This window comes from Limosilactobacillus caecicola, from assembly GCF_943192935.1.
GTDB lineage: Bacteria > Bacillota > Bacilli > Lactobacillales > Lactobacillaceae > Limosilactobacillus > Limosilactobacillus caecicola.
The window spans coordinates 37,064-53,756 of the sequence record NZ_CALPCI010000007.1 but is presented as its reverse complement, the minus strand read 5'-3'; the positions used below and the strand labels follow the sequence as shown (position 1 = coordinate 53,756).

Here is a 16,693-nt window from a genome sequence, read left to right as displayed (position 1 = left end):
GCACTCGCTCCTTTACGTTAGTTGTTGACGCAGTTACGAACTGCGAGAGTTGATTGCATAATAAAAAGACAGTTTTACGACGTGTCCGGGTCGAAATCATTGTACTAAAAAAGCACCAGCTGATGACTAGTGCTTATGATCTAATTCAATACTATCAATATCATCAAAAGCAATCCCATTACCATAAGAATTGCTACCAGTTGTGTTATAGACAATAGCGTTTAACTCAGGCTCTCCCTCTTCATCATGGCGTTGGAACTCATCATCAACATCAACGATATATAGGTGTAGAGCGCGGCCGTCCTTCATATGAACGACTACCCACGAAAACACAAATTTACTTTCTACATCCCATAGGTTAGTTTTTGGTGTAATTTTCATGGTTTCTCATCTCCTGCGGCATAGTTGGCACAGCATGGTAGCCTTTCTTAGATTGATGAACTTTCATTCGGGTAGTTAGAACGTCAATATTCCCCTTGTTAGTAATATAGTGACCAATTGGTTCCCCCGCATCAACGAATTGATAACGGTCCCCTAACTTATTGAAATTAACTCTAGTTTTTACAATAGAATCAATTTCATCTGCCGAAATGGTAAAGTAACTAGGCTGTGGGCCACCTTTGCTTACACGTTCATTATACTCCTTTGTACCATAAATATGCTGACGTTGTTTACCTGGGCGCTGACGTAAGCGTTGCTTAATAAGATCCTTTTTCTCAGCACTCATACTTGTTTTAACAATTCTTTCCCGTGAATAATCCCGGGTCAGTATCGGTACCTTATGTCCGGCGTTAGTGTCTTTGATGAATTCCCGTAAATTAGCCTGCCGAGCCCGCAGGAGCGTTTTAGTCCGATTAACCATCTGGACATCACCAAGTTCTTTTGCGGCCCTCAAACGATGCTTCGCGTTCCTAATCGCCCGTTCCCGTGCTCGCTGTTGCTGAACCAGCTTGCCATTTTTGATGGCTTCCTTCGGATTGTAATGAGGCTGATGGTTAACGCTCACCCCAGGAACAAACGGAAACAGCCGATGGCGACAATTAACCCCCTGAGTACCCGCTGGCGTTCCATAGCCATGATTAAAAATGCTATCGTACTTATCATCATAGTCTGGGCTTTCTGGCGGTACCAGATTAACCACGTGCCCTTGAATCCAGGCACAGGCAGGCCGACTATTAGGGTGGCTACTCATCAATGCTAAGTGCATTCCAAAGTCTTTCATTCGTTGTAGGCGGACCGCATTGTAGGTATGATTAACGGTCGTATTAACAACCGCCCGTGCATACCCTTCAAGGCTCCAATTACGGCCGGACTTATCAACGAGCTTAGTAGGCAATCCACGTTCAACAGCCCGGTAAACAGCTGCTTCAACTGCGTCTTGATGTGTTAGCAGCCCGGACACGGTAGCAGCAGTAGACTCTGTCAAGATCTGCCGATACACATGGGAAACTGCTGAGGCACCATAATTACGCGTTACCAGTGACTCGTTAATGTTGTTTTGCAAGTCGCCCCAGGTTTGACTAACTATCCCATTAAGCAATAGTTGAACACCATCGCTAACAGGAGCAGGCTGACTAGTCAATTCCTGGATTTCGTTATCAACTTCATCTTGAACTTGCAGACCGTTAAATTTAACTAGGTCCACAATCGCCTCTTTTGATAAGCCATCAGCAGAAGCCATTAACTGCATCGTTTCCTGATTAAGCTTTCCCAGTCGTTGCAATTGTTCAGCCTGCCATAGGACAACATCCCCCTTGTCGACATGCCGATAATCGCCCTCTTTAAGAGTATTAATAATCACTTCAAAGATACGGTCTTGCAGGGCAGAATAAGCATCAAGAATTTGCTGTCCATGTTGTTCAAAGCGTTCCCGTGCTCCCATGATTAATCAGCTCCTACGTCATCATCACCATCGGGGCCACTAGAATCTTCAAAGCTGTTGCCAGCAAACTGCGGCTGCTCATCTTGAACTTCGTTAAGCCATTGGTTGGCCTCCTGTTCACTTAGACCGAAGTTGCGAATCAAGTATTCCTTTTTCGGCATTACACCAGCAGATACCAAGGCTAATTCATCACTCCGTTGTTTGTCCTTATCAATAAACACACCGTCATCAAAGTGGACGGACAACTTCAAATCGTCATCAGCATTGAATGAGCACCGTGCTTGGTGATCAGTAAAGAATTCAGGTGTATTAGCGACCTCCAGAATAGCAGTCACTAATTGGTTTAAGAACAATTCAACCTGTGTTAAATAACTTGAACGGGTTTGATAAGTCGTTGAATTCTCACTAACCACTTCGGTTGCCGTCTTCACACCCTGCCCATCAAAAGAGAAGGTGCCAGCGCTAAATCCAGTTTGCTCTTCAAACTCACGCAAAAAGTAGTCAATGGATGCCTTATATTGATCAGCACGAATGTCACTAGTTAAATCAGTGATTTTCATATCTTCGGAGCCGTAGAATTGCTCGTAGACATCCATATCAGGATCAAACATACGCGGGTGCGTTTCAGTGGTTTCATTATTACCAAACGAAGTACCTGGACGTAGCATTTCGGCAGGCACTGCAATGCGCCGTTTGCCCATCCGAATTTCATGAACAAAAGCGTCATGGGTATGGTTAATGGCATCAATGATATTCTTTGAGTTATCAGCAATCCCCATTCCTAACGGACTATCTAAATCTTGATTGTTAGCTCCTGGTGTTTTGAAGTACGCAAACAATGGTTTCTTGATAATGCCGTTGAACTCAACTTGTTCTTGCAAATTTGGATACAACGTTTCTAATGGCACTTGTTCGCCAACCACATTGCGTTCAGTTGAACGGTACAATTCATTCGTAATAATGTACCTATCTGGTCCATTCCATTGATGGAATTCTAGCAATGTATAGTAGGCGGTTTGCTTATTCTCAATACGTGTCGATCGTGACGCAAACACACACTCACTAATGTTGTCAGTGTTCGTATGTAATGGGTAAAACTGGTCAGCATTAGCCCACGCAATCCGAATATTGTTTTGATCATCAACATATGGACGTGCAGCTAGACCGCCAAGCGCCACCGCTGTTTCTAAATGTTGTTCAAACTGTAGATTAAAGTGGTTATAATCAATAACCTGCTTCATGAACTTGTCTAGGTCATTATCATCTAGCGACACTTCACATTGTTCATTAAAGATAATTGAGGCCAGCCGCTTCGATGCTAATTTAGTAACATTCAGTGTATTCATAGCCCGTTGGCGGCGTTCACCATAACTGTTACGAAACCAGATATTAGGTAGATCATCACGGTAGTAAGACTTAGCCATTTGAATCCGGTCATATTCATCCGAATCAATTGCCACACGGTCATCATCCGTAATTTTGTTCAGACTTTTTACCATCCCGAGCTTGGCACCTCCTTTCCGAAAAATATTACGTAGTGTTGAGAAAAAACTCATGTCTTCACCTCCTACCACTTCAAACCTAGGAACCGTTCATTATCACGGACAAAATACTGAAACATATCACAAGTGTGATCGTCCTCTTTAATTACCTTTGGATCATCACTCTGCAACGTATTCTCGTCCCATTGATATTTACGATGTTCAGCAATGAAGATTTCGTTCTCTGGACGTTTCAGGTAATAAAAACGACCCTGCGCTAGCAAGTCCTGCACACGGTCGATCATGTCTACCTTTTTCAGCTTATTTACCTTATGCCAGTGAATCCCAAAGTCATTGTAGAACTGGTTGTCTAACGCCCCTTCAGCAGAGTCGATAGTCATGTTGGTAGGCTGTTTGCCAATCCAATCGGATACTTTATCGACAAAGTGCTTTAAATCCTTAGACAACTCACTAGGAGGCTTCTTGTGGGCTTTACCTTGCGGACTGTAATAATAAGTATCCAGCAAAATAGCATTTCCCTTCTTGGTTACACCATAAGCACCACACGTTGTGGCAGACACCTCATGACCAGTATCGACTGAGTAAAAGACATTAGTAATCGTGTCATCATTCGGCAGTTCATCCAACGAATTAAAAGTATCCATGTTATAGATGTTAGTTCCCAGTCCAACGACTTCGCCCAGATAGAGCCAACGATAATAATCAGGATCGTTCTTCTTGTAGCGTTCAATCAAAGCCAACTGCTGATCAGTGGTAAACCCCCACTTATCATCAAGGTAGGTTGAGGTATCAACAAAGTAATCAGGATCATGTTCCTGTTGCTCAATCCACTCATTAATCCAGTCATACGGATTCTTTGGCGGGTTGTAGCTGTAAAACACAGTCACGTGGTTGATAAATGCTGGCTTCTGCCGAATGAACGTTGGATTAGCTTGGTCGAATATGTCTTGGCTTTTGAAGTTGGCTGCTTCCTCGTACCAAACCGCGATTACATTATCGACGATATTCGACTTTAACTTCATAGGATCGTCCCCACCATAGAAGTAGAAAGTTGACCCTGTCCGCTTATGAACAATGCGTAACGGCGATTTGTAGTAGTTGTACTCATCGTTTAGATTAAGCATCGTCAACGCCCACATAATCTGATTGTAAACAGAATCATGCAAGTAACTGGCGTTTTCGCGAACCGCAATCGCATTAACCCGCTTATTAAGCTGAGTCCAATGTTTCATCATCGTTACCAGTTTCATGCTAATCACCGAAGACTTGAAGCTGCCACGGCCACCCTTAGCAATAATGTAGGGTTTGTCAGTCTTCCATAGTGGATAAAAATGAGGATTAATCATTCGACTTAGCTTAATTGTCTCCATCACTCATTCCTCCAATATCATCAACCAACATCGTGTTTTCGTGGTTGGCGTTCTCACCAGTGAGTTCGTTCCGTTTCCATTCAGCCGTATCGGCTTCTGCCTGCAGCTTTTTGAGTTGTGCTTTAACTAGTGGATCACTGAGCGGGTATCGCTTCATGAGTTCTTTGGCGGCAGTCAGCCTGTCTTTAAAGCTCGGCTTCTTTTCTATCGTAACTACGTCATCACCCGCTGGTAAGGCAACTTCTTCTGTTTCTTCCTCACGTAACACTCGAGTATAAAATTGAAGTACCTCTTTAGCGTCTGCAATCTTATGTGATTCAATCTCAGCTATTTTTTTATCAATATATGATTTTAGGTAAGGTTTTGATAGGTTTTCGGTAGCTATTTGTTTTGCAGTTCTTTTTGAATACCCAGCCTTAATAGCAGCTTGCGTAGCATTTCCACTCTTAATATATTCATCGGCAAATAAGCGCTGCTTTGCAGTTAATCTCATGTCATCTCACCACACCTCCGTTTATTATCAGCTAAACTAAAAGCCGCCACATTCTTGGAATATGACGGCCTACTCTGTTTATGTAGTTTTTCATAAGTGTGTTCCGCCTTAACCAACGCTTGGTGTTCTTGCCAGCTATTAACTAAACCGTACTGTTTCGTGCTTCGCATTAGCAATTACCAACAAACTCGTTTACCATCATCATTATAGGCATGTACCCATGCCCCATCTTCAAAAGGCATACATCGTTCTCCATACGTGATATTATTGACATTTTCATCATGCCAACCGTCACGCCTCATTAATTCACCGCGCCTGCCCTGATAAGTAATAACACGCCCGTCAGCCAATTTACGCTTTATAATCATTTATTCCCCCCCAAACAAAAAAGCCAGTAACCACCAGTCGTGATCACGAGCTTCTTCGTTGTTAATCTTTCTGTAGATATAATCAGCCCACCAGAGGGCGAGCAATCTGTTTCTGACGTCCATCGGGAGCCTCCTACTATATATCTACTCTTCACAGTTATATCAGGACCGAGTTGGTCAACTGTTTCAGTGGTCCAAGTTGATCGCCTAAAATAGTCGACCAAAACGATCCACTTTAAAAATCATTGATGGTTCATTCATTTCGGCGCAACCATGTCCTCGCCAGAGGAACCCGGCACTTGCCTACGATTGGCATAGGCAACGTACACAGCAGGCTTCGATCCTGCGACATCCTGATTAACAGTCAGGTGCTCTACCAACTGAGCTATGTGTACAAACTTAGCAAAAGAGTTGTCCCTTTTACCAAGTATAATTAGCAGTGTTCCACGACTGCTAACGTTTGTTGCTTCTAAACCTGTGAAAGCTAAGCAACGGGCTTTTTGGTTCAGGCGGTGCTAGACCAGCAGAAACACCAGTTTTAATTTTTTATTATTCCTTTAAGGAGGTAATACTTGTTACGACTTCATCCCACACGTAGTTACTGGTCTTGAACCTTTTAACGACATGTTCAGGTCAAGGGTTTCATCGGTTACTTACTATTCCGATGTTAATATCATAACCCCGTTTTTCGTACTTTTACTGCACATGCACTGCACTCTCACTGCACTTTGTAAATTTTTAAATCGTCTAACATGTAAGCTTCTGCAAATTCAAGTAACGCCCTAGGTTTAATCCGCTTGTAATAGTTTCGTTCTTGATACCCAATCTCCAAATAAGTTTGCGTGTCAGATCGACCTTCTAAATATAACATAGTCAATACCTTACTACTGAATGCGTCACAATCATTAATGGCGCTTCGAACCTCTCTGACCACTTGCTTAGCGTAAATGCTTTGCACTAAACGCCGCTCCACCGAATTACCGTAATTACTTCCTTTTGGCATACCGTCCATGCTTGGCGAGCTAATTCCCGTGTTATCCCGTCCAGCCATGCGCTGCATACGAGGGTATTCATCTTGCAAGAAATGCTTGACGTTCTCCTGAGTCGCCTTCTTGTCTACATATTTATCGAAAATAGTAAGTTGTAAGCCCTCCACAATTTAACCCCCGTATCGTATAGTTAATAGTGATATAATAGACATGTTAAATCTTCGCGAGAGTCACCCATCGTGGTGGCTTTTTCTTTTTCAGTGCAATTTCAGCAGATTTTGCACTGATTTTTTATTAAAAGCTCGTAACCCATTCATGAATATTCAATTCTTTCTCCACATCTTCAGTATGTGGCATTTTAATTACCTCACTAAAGCCTAGAAAATTATCACTATCATTCCGGATAAAATAAACTTCTTTAGCTTTTCGTTCTAGCGAATCACATTGAGTAACTACGCCATTCATCCCCCTAATAGCCATATTAAAGATTAAAAACGGAATTGCTCGATCTGACATCTCTTCCACTTGATACCAATATCTACGAGGATCATAAGTGAAAATAGTTAACCAATATCGTATTCAATTTTGACTTGACTAAGACTACCCATTTTCTAACTCACTCACTTTCACATCTTTGCCGATTCGCCCGGCCTTTAAGGTCACCGTATCGTTGAGTTGGTTAACCCCCACAATCAGATACTGGTTACCTTGATAGCTTACGGGCTTATCTTCGTCCATCAACTTTTGTGCTTCTTCAATCGTCATCTCTACCACCCCACAATCTCTCGAATGTCATAGTTAATGTTCTTGTAGACGTTGTAGTAGTCATACATTGGGTTTCCCTTTTTGTTGACTTTAATTGAACCATCTCGTTTATGCTTAACGTGACGGTCCAGCATTGTCTTCACTGTGAAACCGTACAGTGTCATTTTGAAATCGTTGGTTCGTGGTACCACAATCTCTATCGGTAAGCGGTAATGGGCTTGAAACCATTTAAAACGAACCTTAGCACCGTTATCAATCCCCAGCGGACTAAGTGAAGTCTTGACGTCATAAACGTGGGTGATGTTCCCGTCATCATCTATCGTGACGAAATCAGGAGTATACGTTACCCCGCTCTGGTTATAGCCACCTAACGGGAACTTCTCGACAAGCTTAAACGGCTGGTGGACTTCAAAGCGTTGGCCGCTTGGTTTGATAAAGCTTTGGTAAAACCTAGCTTCTTTCTTGGAATCCAGCCTGTAACCATCCATCTTGACCTTTCGGTTCGTGTACGTCATGACGCTACCTCGCTTACAGGAAACCTTCCCCGATTGTTAATCTCTGTTGAAGCAAGCTGCATTACTAACGGACATAGAAGACGCCGCTTTTCCTCACTTCCCCACAACTTCATATCCCAATAGTCTTGGTTGATCATGAAGTTGTATGGAACTTGCCCCCACACACTAGCCAACCATTGGCCTTGCTTGTTACGAACTTCGGTAGCACCGAATGGCTTAAAGTTCACTACAAACCCCATCGCTTCAACCTTGTATTTAAAATATTTATATTTCATGCCGTTTCTTTCTCTTTCTTGAGCCCATCGCAATATTCAAGATACTCAGCACAGACCTTACAAGCCCAGACCGCTTTTTGAATTGTAATCGGCTTTTCTTTAAACCAGGCCCGTTGCTTTTCGTTCAGTGGCGGTTTAACTTCCTGCAGCCGATAATATCCCTGTTTTGCCATTAAGGTATGACGGCGCATATCCATGAAGTTAACCCGTGATTCAACCAGCAATTCCAATTGTTCTTGGCTGCTGTCCTGCAATTGCTCTTTTGTCACTTTGTCACGTGGTGTGAAATCAAACATGATGGCACCCCCTTAGTATTTCGGCATTTCCGGCATCTTGGAACCATCAGAATACAAGGCTGGCTTGCTTTTTAATGGTTTTGGTGGCTTATACCCAGGCTTAGCCCATTCGGGTAATGTTTCCACTCTTGGCTGTCGGCCATATGACCGACGCCTATTCTGTTGGCGCCGTTGCTGGTCTTGTTCTTCGGCTTGCTGAACTGTCTTAATTTTTTCATGTTCTAGTCGGTTCAAGATAGAGAGCAGATAATTCCAGCCAGGACGATCAGCTTTATCAGTCTGGTATAGGGCATAGCAAACCAAACCGGCTCCTAGTCGGTTAACGTAGTCAATAAAGATTTGCGAATGCGTACCACCGTTGACGTTGATGTTTAATTCTTGGGCTAGTCGGAATGGGTTATCGGTTTTCGATGCCGGCTCCTGCTCCTCAGGGTTAATATCAGTGTTAGTATCAGGGTAATCTAAGGTATAGGTCGAGTCATTCTGTCCACTTGGATCCGGCAACTTTGTCTGATTGGATCCGGTAGAGTTGTCCACTTCCATTTGGACATTTTGTCCACCTCGATTGACGAAATCGTAAAATGCGTCATAATCAATTGTGTACCACTTCGTTCGGTCAAACTTAACTTTGTTAAAATTGCCGACTTTAAGAATTCCCTTATCAACTAAATCATCAAAATAACGCTTCAAAGTGCGAGTGCTTTTAATCCATGGAAATTGTTTTAACCAGTCTTCCATCGTGTTATAAGTCCACTTCAGGTCATCATGAACCTTATCTGAACGTGAAACCCAGTAATGGATTTGCTGTAAAACGGCCGCTTCATCTAACGACTTAAACAATTCCGCAAGTTTTGGTTGTACGACAATTGGCGTATCATCTAGTAGAAACTTATTGATAGTTGGATTCATGATTTAGCCTCCTAAAATGGCACGTCATCAATATCTGCTGCACTTCCGTTAGTTTCATCGTTATTGAACGGTAACGCGCTTAGATCGACATTTTCGCCCTGCTGATTGAACGTTGTTTGATTAGTATTGAAATTATTGTTGTAGTTGTTTTGCTGATTACTGTTCTTCGGTTCCAGCAAAGCGAAATTCTCAACAGTAACTTCAGTTACATAGACTTTCTGCCCTTGCTTATTTTCGTAGTTACGCGTTGATAGCCGCCCATCAATCCCAACTAGTGAGCCTTTATGTGTGAAATTAGCAAAGTTTTCCGCTGACTTACGCCAAACAACGCAGTTAATAAAATCAGCGTCACGACTGCCGTCTTGGTTACGAAACTGACGATTTACAGCTAAGCGAAAGGCAACAACGGCGGTGCCTTGATTTGTATACTTTAGCTCTGGATCATTGGTTAAACGTCCAGTTAATACCACTCGATTAATCATTTGCTTGTAACTCCTTTAATCGTTTCTTGGTTAAGATGTGAAATCTTACTAGGTCTTCATCTGATAATTTAACGGGCTTAATGTGGTACTTTTTGACGAATGAATTAATCCCGATTTTGTGTTGCTCGGTATGGTGCTCCCGACACAAACTCATGAAGTACATTTTGCGTTCATCAATCTCGTGCCGATTGCGTCCCATGCCGACAACTCGGTAATGAGCCAAGTCGGCATTCGGTTTGCCGTCCAGAACACACGAGCGTGTTTTCATCGCTAGAACTTGCTTTGGGAACTCATCCGGAATGGATTCCCATGTTTTGAGCTTGAATGGAATATTTTCCTCAAATAGGAAATCTAGAATGGTTAAGATCATTTGATTAGCCGTCGTCATTGAACAATCGGACAAGTGGAAATATTCAATCCCGAAACTCATTTGAGTACGAAATTTAAAATATTCCTCAGCGTCATGTTGCGCATCTCCGGTATAGTTGCAGAAATCATTAATCAGGGCAAAAATCTTTTTACGCTGATCATCACTTATTTGTCGATCGTCAATCGCTTCCACTTTTACTCTGATATGTTTGCCCTTGCGTTTGTATTTCAGTAACTTAGTCAAGTCTGGATCATCATTAAGGCAGATAATCATAAAGCGCCCGACAATTTTACGAATAAATCCAAACACTAATCATTCTCCGCAAACATATCTTGTTGTTGATCAGTACCGCCCTTGGCTTCACTAAGCATCTTCTCTAACATAGCGTTCATAACTGCCGTTTGAGCCATTGCATTATTCTTCGCCCAGTTAGGATCAGCAGCGGTTAAACGTTTCTTAGCTTGATCTTCGATCACATTAGCGTTCCGTTTGGTTGTGGCAACTAATTCTTTAATCAAATCAGCGTATTGCTGCTTTAATTTATTAAACTCGGCTTGTTGCTGATTGTTAGCCGCCTTTTTCGCTGCTTGTTGCTGATCATTGGAATTAATATCGCCCATTGGTAAGTCTTCACCAGCGTACAAGTTAAGCCCCAGTCCGGCCATTGCTAAGCATTTCACCATGCAACGTTTTTGCGTCTTGTTGATCTGTTGCATAGTTGGATTGATTACGGCGTTATTGGCGTTATCCATAACATACAGAGACTCGGTGTAATCATGATCAGCAATCGTGATTGTGCATTCCACCATTGTCCCGGTTGGTGTATTCAAGTACGGAACTTCACGCCCCGTTAATTCATGTTTCACCACAACAGTTCGATAACGGGTATATTCTTTGTCGCCATATGATTTCTTATAGGCTTCCTGCTTAGTGACCATGATCATTTCAGGATAATTCGTAAATTTTGGTGTTGGTGTATCTGGATATCGGCTTTTAACCATGCTCCAAGCCCAAGACCACGAAACATATTTTAAAGCCGGACTTTTCTTCATTTTGATTACGTCAATGTGATTAGACACGTCAACGTTAGATAGTGTCTTAAACACGTCTTTGGTTTCAGTCATGCTGCCACCTCCTAAAATTTGATTTTCATTTGTTTAGTTCCTTGAACGACATTAATTCCTTTGAGCACTTCGCCCGTTTCGGGATTGAATACTTTGCCGTCTTGCACTTTGAAGTTCTTCTTAATTCCCGTCTTATCAACGGAACGGGTTTCTTTAGTTTTGATCCATTTGGTACCTTCTAGCTGCTTTAATAACATCGCCGTGTTGTAATTCCACTTATCACGTTGCTTGTCAAAAGTGATGTTTCCAGACGTCGATTCAAATCTGTATTCAGGGTCAGCATCAAACTTCGGTTGCGTGTATTCATTAACAAGTTGTGTAAGATTATCAATATCCTTTTGCAATGTTTCGTTTGCTTTATCAGTTCGTTTTTGAACTTCTTCGGCATGTTTAGTATTAGCTGCTTGATAAAGCTGTAAGGAACGAATTTTATCCAACGTCCACTTCAAGGCATCGTCATTTTCAATTGTCCAGCGTTGTTTTGCTTCTTGTGTAGCTTCTTCAGTCATCGTTAACCCTCCTAGAGTGGCAAATCATTAACCGCATAGCGTTGTTTAGAAACTTCATAATTATACTTGCCTGCTTGGTCCATACTGCCTTCATAGTAGCTAATATCGCGTTTGGTCCGTTCCCGTTGGTACTTGTCAGCGCATTGTTTTGAGCAGAATTGCTGACCGTCAAACTGATAATAATCTCGCCAAGTATTTACCAGCTTTTCACGCTTACAGACAGCACATGTAATCTTAATAGCCAACATATACACCCCTTGCGTCTAAGTAGTGACTATCAACATAGCCATCGCGGTTTCGCATGATCCGCAATCGCTCATATTCTTCTTCATCTTGCTGGTCTTGATAAACCTCACTAGCATAGCCGCATTGAAGATTTAAAAGCTTTACGGCTTGATCGACATCTTTAAACCCATACCAATAAGCCGCTTCCTCTTTACTACAGAAAATTTCGCTTGGTTCCCTTTTGGCATACCAATAGCGGTCATCTTTGCTATCTTGATCAATGCCAATTGTGCAACCACAACTTGTGCAAGTTAGATATTTCATGATATGATTACCTCGTAAAATGTTTTCTTTTACTGTTTAATTTGGCGTTAGTCGTGCCAGCGACTAGCGCCTTTTTTTGTGTGCTTAAATGGCGTCATCGTCATGGCAATATCCCAAGCGAAAGGAAATAGCCAAACAATAAAAGTCCAACTCATTAGGACTTCATGGCCTTCACGGTGAAATAGCACCATTAGGCAGCCGCATGTTGTATAGAATCCAGCTTTAAGAAATTTCATCATTATTCACCTCCTCTCGTTGTCGCTTAATAAATTCAAATGCTTTACGAGCTTGCGGTACTTCTTCATCAGTCATCTTGTCGATCCGGTGAATACCAAGCGTTGCTCTAATTACCGTATAAATTTGCTGTTGCAAGTTGTACCACTTAGTTGATTCCGGTCTTTCTTGTTTGCAGTAATCAATAATTTCTTTACGAAGCTTAGTCCATTCAGGACTAGTCTTTGGCCCAAACTGCTTCTCATATTCTTCGCGGAAAATTTCTCTTACTCGTTCTTCTGTCATTGCCATTAGTTCTTGCTCCCTTTTAAGTGTTCCTTGATTGCATCTCTGATAACTTGGGTTTTTGTAATCTCATCTCTATCCGATAATTGCTGAATCCCTTTGGCTAGGTTATCGGGCAATCTTAAAGTGAAGTTTGTCATATTGATCTCCCCTCCTATTTTGATACCTTATTGATACCTTATGCACTTATTATATAATGATACCTCTCAGGTATCAATACCCATTTTGGTATCTTTTTGGTATATGATATTCAAAAAGGGGTGAATTAAAATGGCAGAAACCAAAAACTTTACCATGAGAATGCCTGTTGAGATGTACAAAGATATTAAGGAACTAGCAGAAAAGAACTTTAGGCCACTGTCGAAAGAGATACTTGTGGCAGTCCAAGAACACCTTGAGAAAGACAATAAGAATTAAGAATTAGCAGAATTAAATCTTTCATTGTTATACCCAGTTCATCGGCTTCCCGCTTGACTTCCTTATACAGGTCATCGGGGAGCCTTAGTGTTAACTGCTTCATTGTGATCACCTCCTTAATAATTCCAGATGATGACCGCAATTGCGATCAAGCTTAGTGTTCCAATACAATAGACAAATTCCATGTCATCCCCTCCAATCAATGTCGTCTTGATGCTTAGCAATCCAAGTTAACGCTCGTGGACTAATCTTTAACGGGTGTCCCTTTCCAGCGTTCAAGCCGAACGCGAACTGTTTGAGTTCTGGGTTTTGGATAAACATGTCGTTCCTGATCCAATCCGTCCGTTTTTTAACCGGCATTCTCGATTGGAACTCTTTTACTGACAGCAACCTTTCCGGTTGCTGTTTTTTCTTTTCGAACACCAGATACGGTCGAAGCAACTTCGCCGCTGCTTCTCGATCCTCTGGTGGCGCTTCTCTGATTAACTCCAACAGTGCACTCATGGGTATCAGCTCCTTTCAACGCTGTTTGCTATAATTTAGCCATCTCCTAATGAAAGGAGGTGAAACAAATGAGTTACGATATTACAATCAACAAATTAATCATCGCTAAGCTTCATGATGTCAAAGATGTTCGTGGGACCTTTTACCTACCGGCATGCAATCAGCAAGATGTCATGGATACTGTTAATTTCCTACATGCTAAGTATCCAAAAATCTTTGTTGAATCTGAGATAAGTTATGACGGTCTAGCAGATATTACCTACGATATTTCTTCTTGGAATCCACATGTCGAATAACGACATCTTCAATAGGCATATCTAAGTCAATTTCGTCAGGGATACATTCGATGAGTATTTTGGGTTTATTGCCTGCTCTCATATCCAATTTAATATCGGTTACTCCATGTCCTAATTTGTGCCCATTAATTAGGGCATCGCATTCATACGAATAACCATGCTCTTGATGCTTGGTTATTCGCTTTTTTATTTGCAATTTAATAGCCTTCATGTCGCACTCCTCTTCTAGTTAGCCTAAACGGCTAGCTTTTGTTTAAAAAAATATCCACTGGTAGATCCAAAACTTGGCTCGCCTTGATCGCCACGTCCGTTGATAGTGTACGGGACCCGTTCAATACTTGACCAAGATAGTTTGGGGAAATACCGATCTTGTTAGCAATGAACTTGCGCTTGATCCCCCGACTATCAATCTCATGTTTAAGAAGAATGTAAGCATCATTTTTTAAAACGGTTGTCACGTTACCCCTCCTCTCTGTTAGCCGTTATGTTTAACTTACGTATATTATAATACATGGTCATATTGGCTAAGTCAATGCTTTTTCTAAACTTTTTGTCTAAATTAACTGCCTTTTTGTTTAACTGTTGTATTATAAAGGAAAAGGAGTTGGACAAAATGTCAGCATTAAGCGAAAGATTAACAAATCTTCGAGAAAATAAAGGCTGGAGTAAAACGTACGTAGCAAAGGCTATTGGCCTAAATAGTATGCCCACATACGCTAATTATGAGTATGGACGTAGAGAACCGGACCTGGAAACACTATCCAAGTTAGCTAACTTATTCAACGTTACGACTGACTACCTACTCAATGGCAGTAACAAGGAACAAAACGAATCTAAAACCGCTGACCTCGCTGATGATGATGTCATCTTTACTTATGAAGGAAAACAAATACCACCAGAAGACCTCGAATACATGAAACGAATTCTTCGTGGTGGTAAAGCGTAGGTGATAAAAATGTCGAATGAAGATATGATTTGGCAGTTACTACATGTGGCAATGGATAATCATATAGATGTACAGTGGGCCGGTGTGCTAAGCCCTTATACACCTCCCGCTTGCCGTGTTGACACTCGGATTGTCTGTATGAATAACCGATGGCATCGTCCGCAAGAGATCGCGTTTCAATTAGCTCACGAATTATCCCATATCATTAATGGCGAGCCGGAAGACTTGTGCTTCTACACCGCTTCTTTTACAGGCAAAGCTTCGGTTGAATACAAAGCTAATGTCGGAGCAGTTAAACTACTAGTCCCTTCCTACTGTGCTGAGGTTGATCAAGACGTGGTTAATGTAACCAATCTCGAACAGCGGTATATGATTCCGGGATACCTGGATAACGTCGTCAGAGAACAAGTCAAAGAATACTACGTTAATTGTTGATTTTTTATGACCAAATACTGAAGTCATTAAAAGCTGAATAATATTTAGGAGGTTTAATCTTTATGAAGTTAAAGATTAATATGTGGACAGGCATTTTTGACATCATCAATTGTGTCTTGTTCTGTGTTTCTTGGTTCGTTATTTTTGGTACAGCATTCTCAGATGCATTTAGTGGTACAAATGCAACTGGTGGTACCGCAACATTCTTCTATGTTATGGCATGGATTGGTGTTGTATTGAATATCATTGCATTAATAAAGTCAAAGAAAGTGGGAATTTCCTTAGTAGGGCCTATTTTAGGAATTATTGGTAGTGCTTTATTCGGTTTGACTGCGGCAATGGCATTTCCTGCCTTAGTTGTACTTATCATCGCGACTGTATTTACTATGCTTCAACATCCTGCAAAAACTAAATAGTTAATTATGGGGGGAGTATACAATGAAAAAATCAGCAAAATTTCTAGCAATTTGTGGAATTACATTCTTAACTGGAATTACTACGCTAGACACTGTAGCCATCAATTCAAATAGTCAAATAGCCTTCGCAAAAGCCACCCAAACAACACTAGGGTCTGGAGAATTCAAGGTTGGAAAAGACATTAAGCCTGGTCGCTATACTATTACTGCGCAAAGTGGTTCCGGCAATGTTACTGGGAGCAATGACTTAAATATTATCCTAGGAGATTCCACCGATGACGATTTAGGTCAAATTGATTCTTACACAATGGATCTAAAAAAAGGCGCTAAAGTTAAGATTGACGGAATTGAAGCTACTGATTTCACACCGGTAACCAAACGATCATATCAGAAAAATTTAAAAGCTGGTCAATGGGTTGTTGGGAAGGACATTAAGCCAGGTCGCTATACCATTAAAGCTACTGCCGGTTCAGGCAACCTCTCAAGTGACAAAGGAATTAACGAAATTTTGGGTACTGATGCAGATAGTGATTTAGGTCAAGTTACAAAAACTACGCAAACTCTCCATCGTGGGGAAGTCCTAAATTCAGACTTAGAAGGTATTCAATTAATTAAAAAATAACAAAACAACCGCCTCATTTCGGGGCGGTTTAAAAACAGGCATATTAGAACGTATGTACGAAAAATCCGTCCCCTGCGGCAACAGAGAACGGACTAAGAGTTGAATTCTAAACCACTCAACTCTTCAATTATAACAGATTG

Annotated in this window: 29 protein-coding genes, 1 tRNA gene and 1 pseudogene; 6 read left to right on the top strand and 25 right to left on the bottom strand. The window is 41.5% G+C overall.

From position 1 onward, the window contains the following. Window positions 1-126: 126 nt before the first annotated feature. From NFR43_RS08380 to NFR43_RS08275, 22 genes and pseudogenes are all read right to left on the bottom strand, one after another. Window positions 127-381, bottom strand: coding sequence for a hypothetical protein (locus tag NFR43_RS08380; protein WP_251548321.1), 255 nt, complete (start codon window positions 379-381; stop codon window positions 127-129). Continuing rightward, a complete protein-coding gene (locus NFR43_RS08375) occupies window positions 359-1,882 on the bottom strand; it encodes a phage minor capsid protein (protein WP_251548320.1) in 1,524 nt (507 codons plus the stop codon). The genes NFR43_RS08380 and NFR43_RS08375 overlap by 23 nt, the downstream gene beginning before the upstream one ends. 2 nt (window positions 1,883-1,884) lie before the next feature. Continuing rightward, entirely contained in the window at window positions 1,885-3,438 is a 1,554-nt protein-coding gene (locus NFR43_RS08370; protein WP_251548318.1) for a phage portal protein, read from the bottom strand. An 11-nt stretch (window positions 3,439-3,449) separates the two neighbouring features. After that, on the bottom strand, window positions 3,450-4,754 hold the full coding sequence (locus tag NFR43_RS08365; protein ID WP_251548316.1) for a PBSX family phage terminase large subunit: 1,305 nt from the start codon (window positions 4,752-4,754) through the stop codon (window positions 3,450-3,452). Next, window positions 4,741-5,247, bottom strand: coding sequence for a terminase small subunit (locus NFR43_RS08360; protein ID WP_251548314.1), 507 nt, complete (start codon window positions 5,245-5,247; stop codon window positions 4,741-4,743). The genes NFR43_RS08365 and NFR43_RS08360 overlap by 14 nt, the downstream gene beginning before the upstream one ends. 176 nt (window positions 5,248-5,423) lie before the next feature. Then, entirely contained in the window at window positions 5,424-5,615 is a 192-nt protein-coding gene (locus NFR43_RS08355; protein ID WP_251548312.1) for a hypothetical protein, read from the bottom strand. Between the two features lie 322 nt (window positions 5,616-5,937). Beyond that, a tRNA-Asn gene (locus tag NFR43_RS08350) sits at window positions 5,938-6,010 on the bottom strand. A 323-nt stretch (window positions 6,011-6,333) separates the two neighbouring features. Then, the gene (locus NFR43_RS08345) at window positions 6,334-6,771 is read right to left on the bottom strand and encodes an ArpU family phage packaging/lysis transcriptional regulator (protein ID WP_251548310.1); all 438 of its coding nucleotides are present in this window, start codon (window positions 6,769-6,771) and stop codon (window positions 6,334-6,336) included. Between the two features lie 127 nt (window positions 6,772-6,898). After that, window positions 6,899-7,171: pseudogene (locus NFR43_RS08340) on the bottom strand (SAM-dependent DNA methyltransferase); the annotation flags it as partial. 33 nt (window positions 7,172-7,204) lie between these two features. Next, window positions 7,205-7,369, bottom strand: coding sequence for a hypothetical protein (locus NFR43_RS08335; protein WP_251548308.1), 165 nt, complete (start codon window positions 7,367-7,369; stop codon window positions 7,205-7,207). 2 nt (window positions 7,370-7,371) lie between these two features. After that, window positions 7,372-7,884, bottom strand: a complete 513-nt coding sequence (locus NFR43_RS08330; protein ID WP_251548306.1) for a DUF1064 domain-containing protein — start codon at window positions 7,882-7,884, stop codon at window positions 7,372-7,374. Next, a complete protein-coding gene (locus tag NFR43_RS08325; protein ID WP_251548304.1) occupies window positions 7,881-8,159 on the bottom strand; it encodes a hypothetical protein in 279 nt (92 codons plus the stop codon). Before NFR43_RS08325 ends, NFR43_RS08330 begins: the two co-directional genes overlap by 4 nt. Next, the gene (locus NFR43_RS08320) at window positions 8,156-8,455 is read right to left on the bottom strand and encodes a hypothetical protein (RefSeq protein WP_251548302.1); all 300 of its coding nucleotides are present in this window, start codon (window positions 8,453-8,455) and stop codon (window positions 8,156-8,158) included. The genes NFR43_RS08325 and NFR43_RS08320 overlap by 4 nt, the downstream gene beginning before the upstream one ends. A 12-nt stretch (window positions 8,456-8,467) precedes the next feature. Then, the gene (locus NFR43_RS08315; protein WP_251548300.1) at window positions 8,468-9,364 is read right to left on the bottom strand and encodes a DnaD domain-containing protein; all 897 of its coding nucleotides are present in this window, start codon (window positions 9,362-9,364) and stop codon (window positions 8,468-8,470) included. 11 nt (window positions 9,365-9,375) lie between these two features. Next, complete coding sequence (ssb, locus tag NFR43_RS08310) at window positions 9,376-9,846, bottom strand: single-stranded DNA-binding protein (protein ID WP_251548298.1); 471 nt, start codon at window positions 9,844-9,846, stop codon at window positions 9,376-9,378. Beyond that, window positions 9,839-10,525: a putative HNHc nuclease gene (locus NFR43_RS08305; protein WP_251548297.1), complete on the bottom strand. Its 687-nt coding sequence runs from the start codon at window positions 10,523-10,525 to the stop codon at window positions 9,839-9,841. Before NFR43_RS08305 ends, ssb begins: the two co-directional genes overlap by 8 nt. Next, window positions 10,525-11,340 carry a Sak single strand annealing protein gene (locus tag NFR43_RS08300; protein WP_251548295.1) on the bottom strand — a complete coding sequence of 272 codons (816 nt, stop codon included), beginning with the start codon at window positions 11,338-11,340 and terminating at the stop codon, window positions 10,525-10,527. The genes NFR43_RS08305 and NFR43_RS08300 overlap by 1 nt, the downstream gene beginning before the upstream one ends. 11 nt (window positions 11,341-11,351) lie before the next feature. Continuing rightward, window positions 11,352-11,849 carry a host-nuclease inhibitor Gam family protein gene (locus NFR43_RS08295; RefSeq protein WP_251548293.1) on the bottom strand — a complete coding sequence of 166 codons (498 nt, stop codon included), beginning with the start codon at window positions 11,847-11,849 and terminating at the stop codon, window positions 11,352-11,354. 11 nt (window positions 11,850-11,860) lie between these two features. Further along, on the bottom strand, window positions 11,861-12,094 hold the full coding sequence (locus NFR43_RS08290; RefSeq protein WP_251548291.1) for an eL24 family ribosomal protein: 234 nt from the start codon (window positions 12,092-12,094) through the stop codon (window positions 11,861-11,863). Then, window positions 12,084-12,398 carry a hypothetical protein gene (locus NFR43_RS08285; RefSeq protein ID WP_251548289.1) on the bottom strand — a complete coding sequence of 105 codons (315 nt, stop codon included), beginning with the start codon at window positions 12,396-12,398 and terminating at the stop codon, window positions 12,084-12,086. The genes NFR43_RS08290 and NFR43_RS08285 overlap by 11 nt, the downstream gene beginning before the upstream one ends. A 222-nt stretch (window positions 12,399-12,620) precedes the next feature. After that, complete coding sequence (locus tag NFR43_RS08280) at window positions 12,621-12,923, bottom strand: hypothetical protein (protein ID WP_251548287.1); 303 nt, start codon at window positions 12,921-12,923, stop codon at window positions 12,621-12,623. Further along, window positions 12,923-13,057 carry a ribbon-helix-helix protein, CopG family gene (locus NFR43_RS08275; protein ID WP_251548285.1) on the bottom strand — a complete coding sequence of 45 codons (135 nt, stop codon included), beginning with the start codon at window positions 13,055-13,057 and terminating at the stop codon, window positions 12,923-12,925. The genes NFR43_RS08280 and NFR43_RS08275 overlap by 1 nt, the downstream gene beginning before the upstream one ends. Before the next feature lie 130 nt (window positions 13,058-13,187). On the opposite strand from NFR43_RS08275, the gene NFR43_RS08535 reads away from it, so the two are divergent. Continuing rightward, window positions 13,188-13,334, top strand: coding sequence for an Arc family DNA-binding protein (locus NFR43_RS08535; RefSeq protein WP_309295939.1), 147 nt, complete (start codon window positions 13,188-13,190; stop codon window positions 13,332-13,334). On the opposite strand, the gene NFR43_RS08270 is transcribed toward NFR43_RS08535, so the two are convergent. Both NFR43_RS08270 and NFR43_RS08265 read right to left on the bottom strand, forming a co-directional pair. Then, entirely contained in the window at window positions 13,267-13,437 is a 171-nt protein-coding gene (locus tag NFR43_RS08270; protein ID WP_251548283.1) for a hypothetical protein, read from the bottom strand. The genes NFR43_RS08535 and NFR43_RS08270 overlap by 68 nt on opposite strands. A gap of 83 nt (window positions 13,438-13,520) precedes the next feature. Further along, entirely contained in the window at window positions 13,521-13,838 is a 318-nt protein-coding gene (locus NFR43_RS08265; protein ID WP_251548281.1) for a hypothetical protein, read from the bottom strand. Window positions 13,839-13,906: 68 nt separating this feature from the next. Here NFR43_RS08265 and NFR43_RS08260 point away from each other — a divergent pair, with 68 nt between their 5' ends. Then, on the top strand, window positions 13,907-14,134 hold the full coding sequence (locus tag NFR43_RS08260; RefSeq protein ID WP_251548279.1) for a hypothetical protein: 228 nt from the start codon (window positions 13,907-13,909) through the stop codon (window positions 14,132-14,134). A 242-nt stretch (window positions 14,135-14,376) separates the two neighbouring features. Here the strand turns inward: NFR43_RS08260 and NFR43_RS08255 are convergent, their stop codons facing one another. Continuing rightward, a complete protein-coding gene (locus NFR43_RS08255; RefSeq protein WP_251548277.1) occupies window positions 14,377-14,592 on the bottom strand; it encodes a helix-turn-helix transcriptional regulator in 216 nt (71 codons plus the stop codon). Window positions 14,593-14,747: 155 nt separating this feature from the next. On the opposite strand from NFR43_RS08255, the gene NFR43_RS08250 reads away from it, so the two are divergent. The 4 genes from NFR43_RS08250 to NFR43_RS08235 all read left to right on the top strand — a co-directional run bounded on the left by NFR43_RS08250 (window position 14,748) and on the right by NFR43_RS08235 (window position 16,553). Beyond that, window positions 14,748-15,080, top strand: a complete 333-nt coding sequence (locus tag NFR43_RS08250) for a helix-turn-helix domain-containing protein (RefSeq protein WP_251548275.1) — start codon at window positions 14,748-14,750, stop codon at window positions 15,078-15,080. Window positions 15,081-15,089: 9 nt separating this feature from the next. Beyond that, the gene (locus NFR43_RS08245) at window positions 15,090-15,515 is read left to right on the top strand and encodes an ImmA/IrrE family metallo-endopeptidase (RefSeq protein ID WP_309295938.1); all 426 of its coding nucleotides are present in this window, start codon (window positions 15,090-15,092) and stop codon (window positions 15,513-15,515) included. Window positions 15,516-15,577: 62 nt separating this feature from the next. After that, window positions 15,578-15,931 (top strand): transporter, encoded by a 354-nt coding sequence (locus NFR43_RS08240; RefSeq protein WP_251548271.1) that lies wholly within the window; start codon window positions 15,578-15,580, stop codon window positions 15,929-15,931. A 22-nt stretch (window positions 15,932-15,953) separates the two neighbouring features. After that, on the top strand, window positions 15,954-16,553 hold the full coding sequence (locus tag NFR43_RS08235) for a hypothetical protein (RefSeq protein ID WP_251548269.1): 600 nt from the start codon (window positions 15,954-15,956) through the stop codon (window positions 16,551-16,553). The last annotated feature ends 140 nt before the right edge of the window (window positions 16,554-16,693 follow it).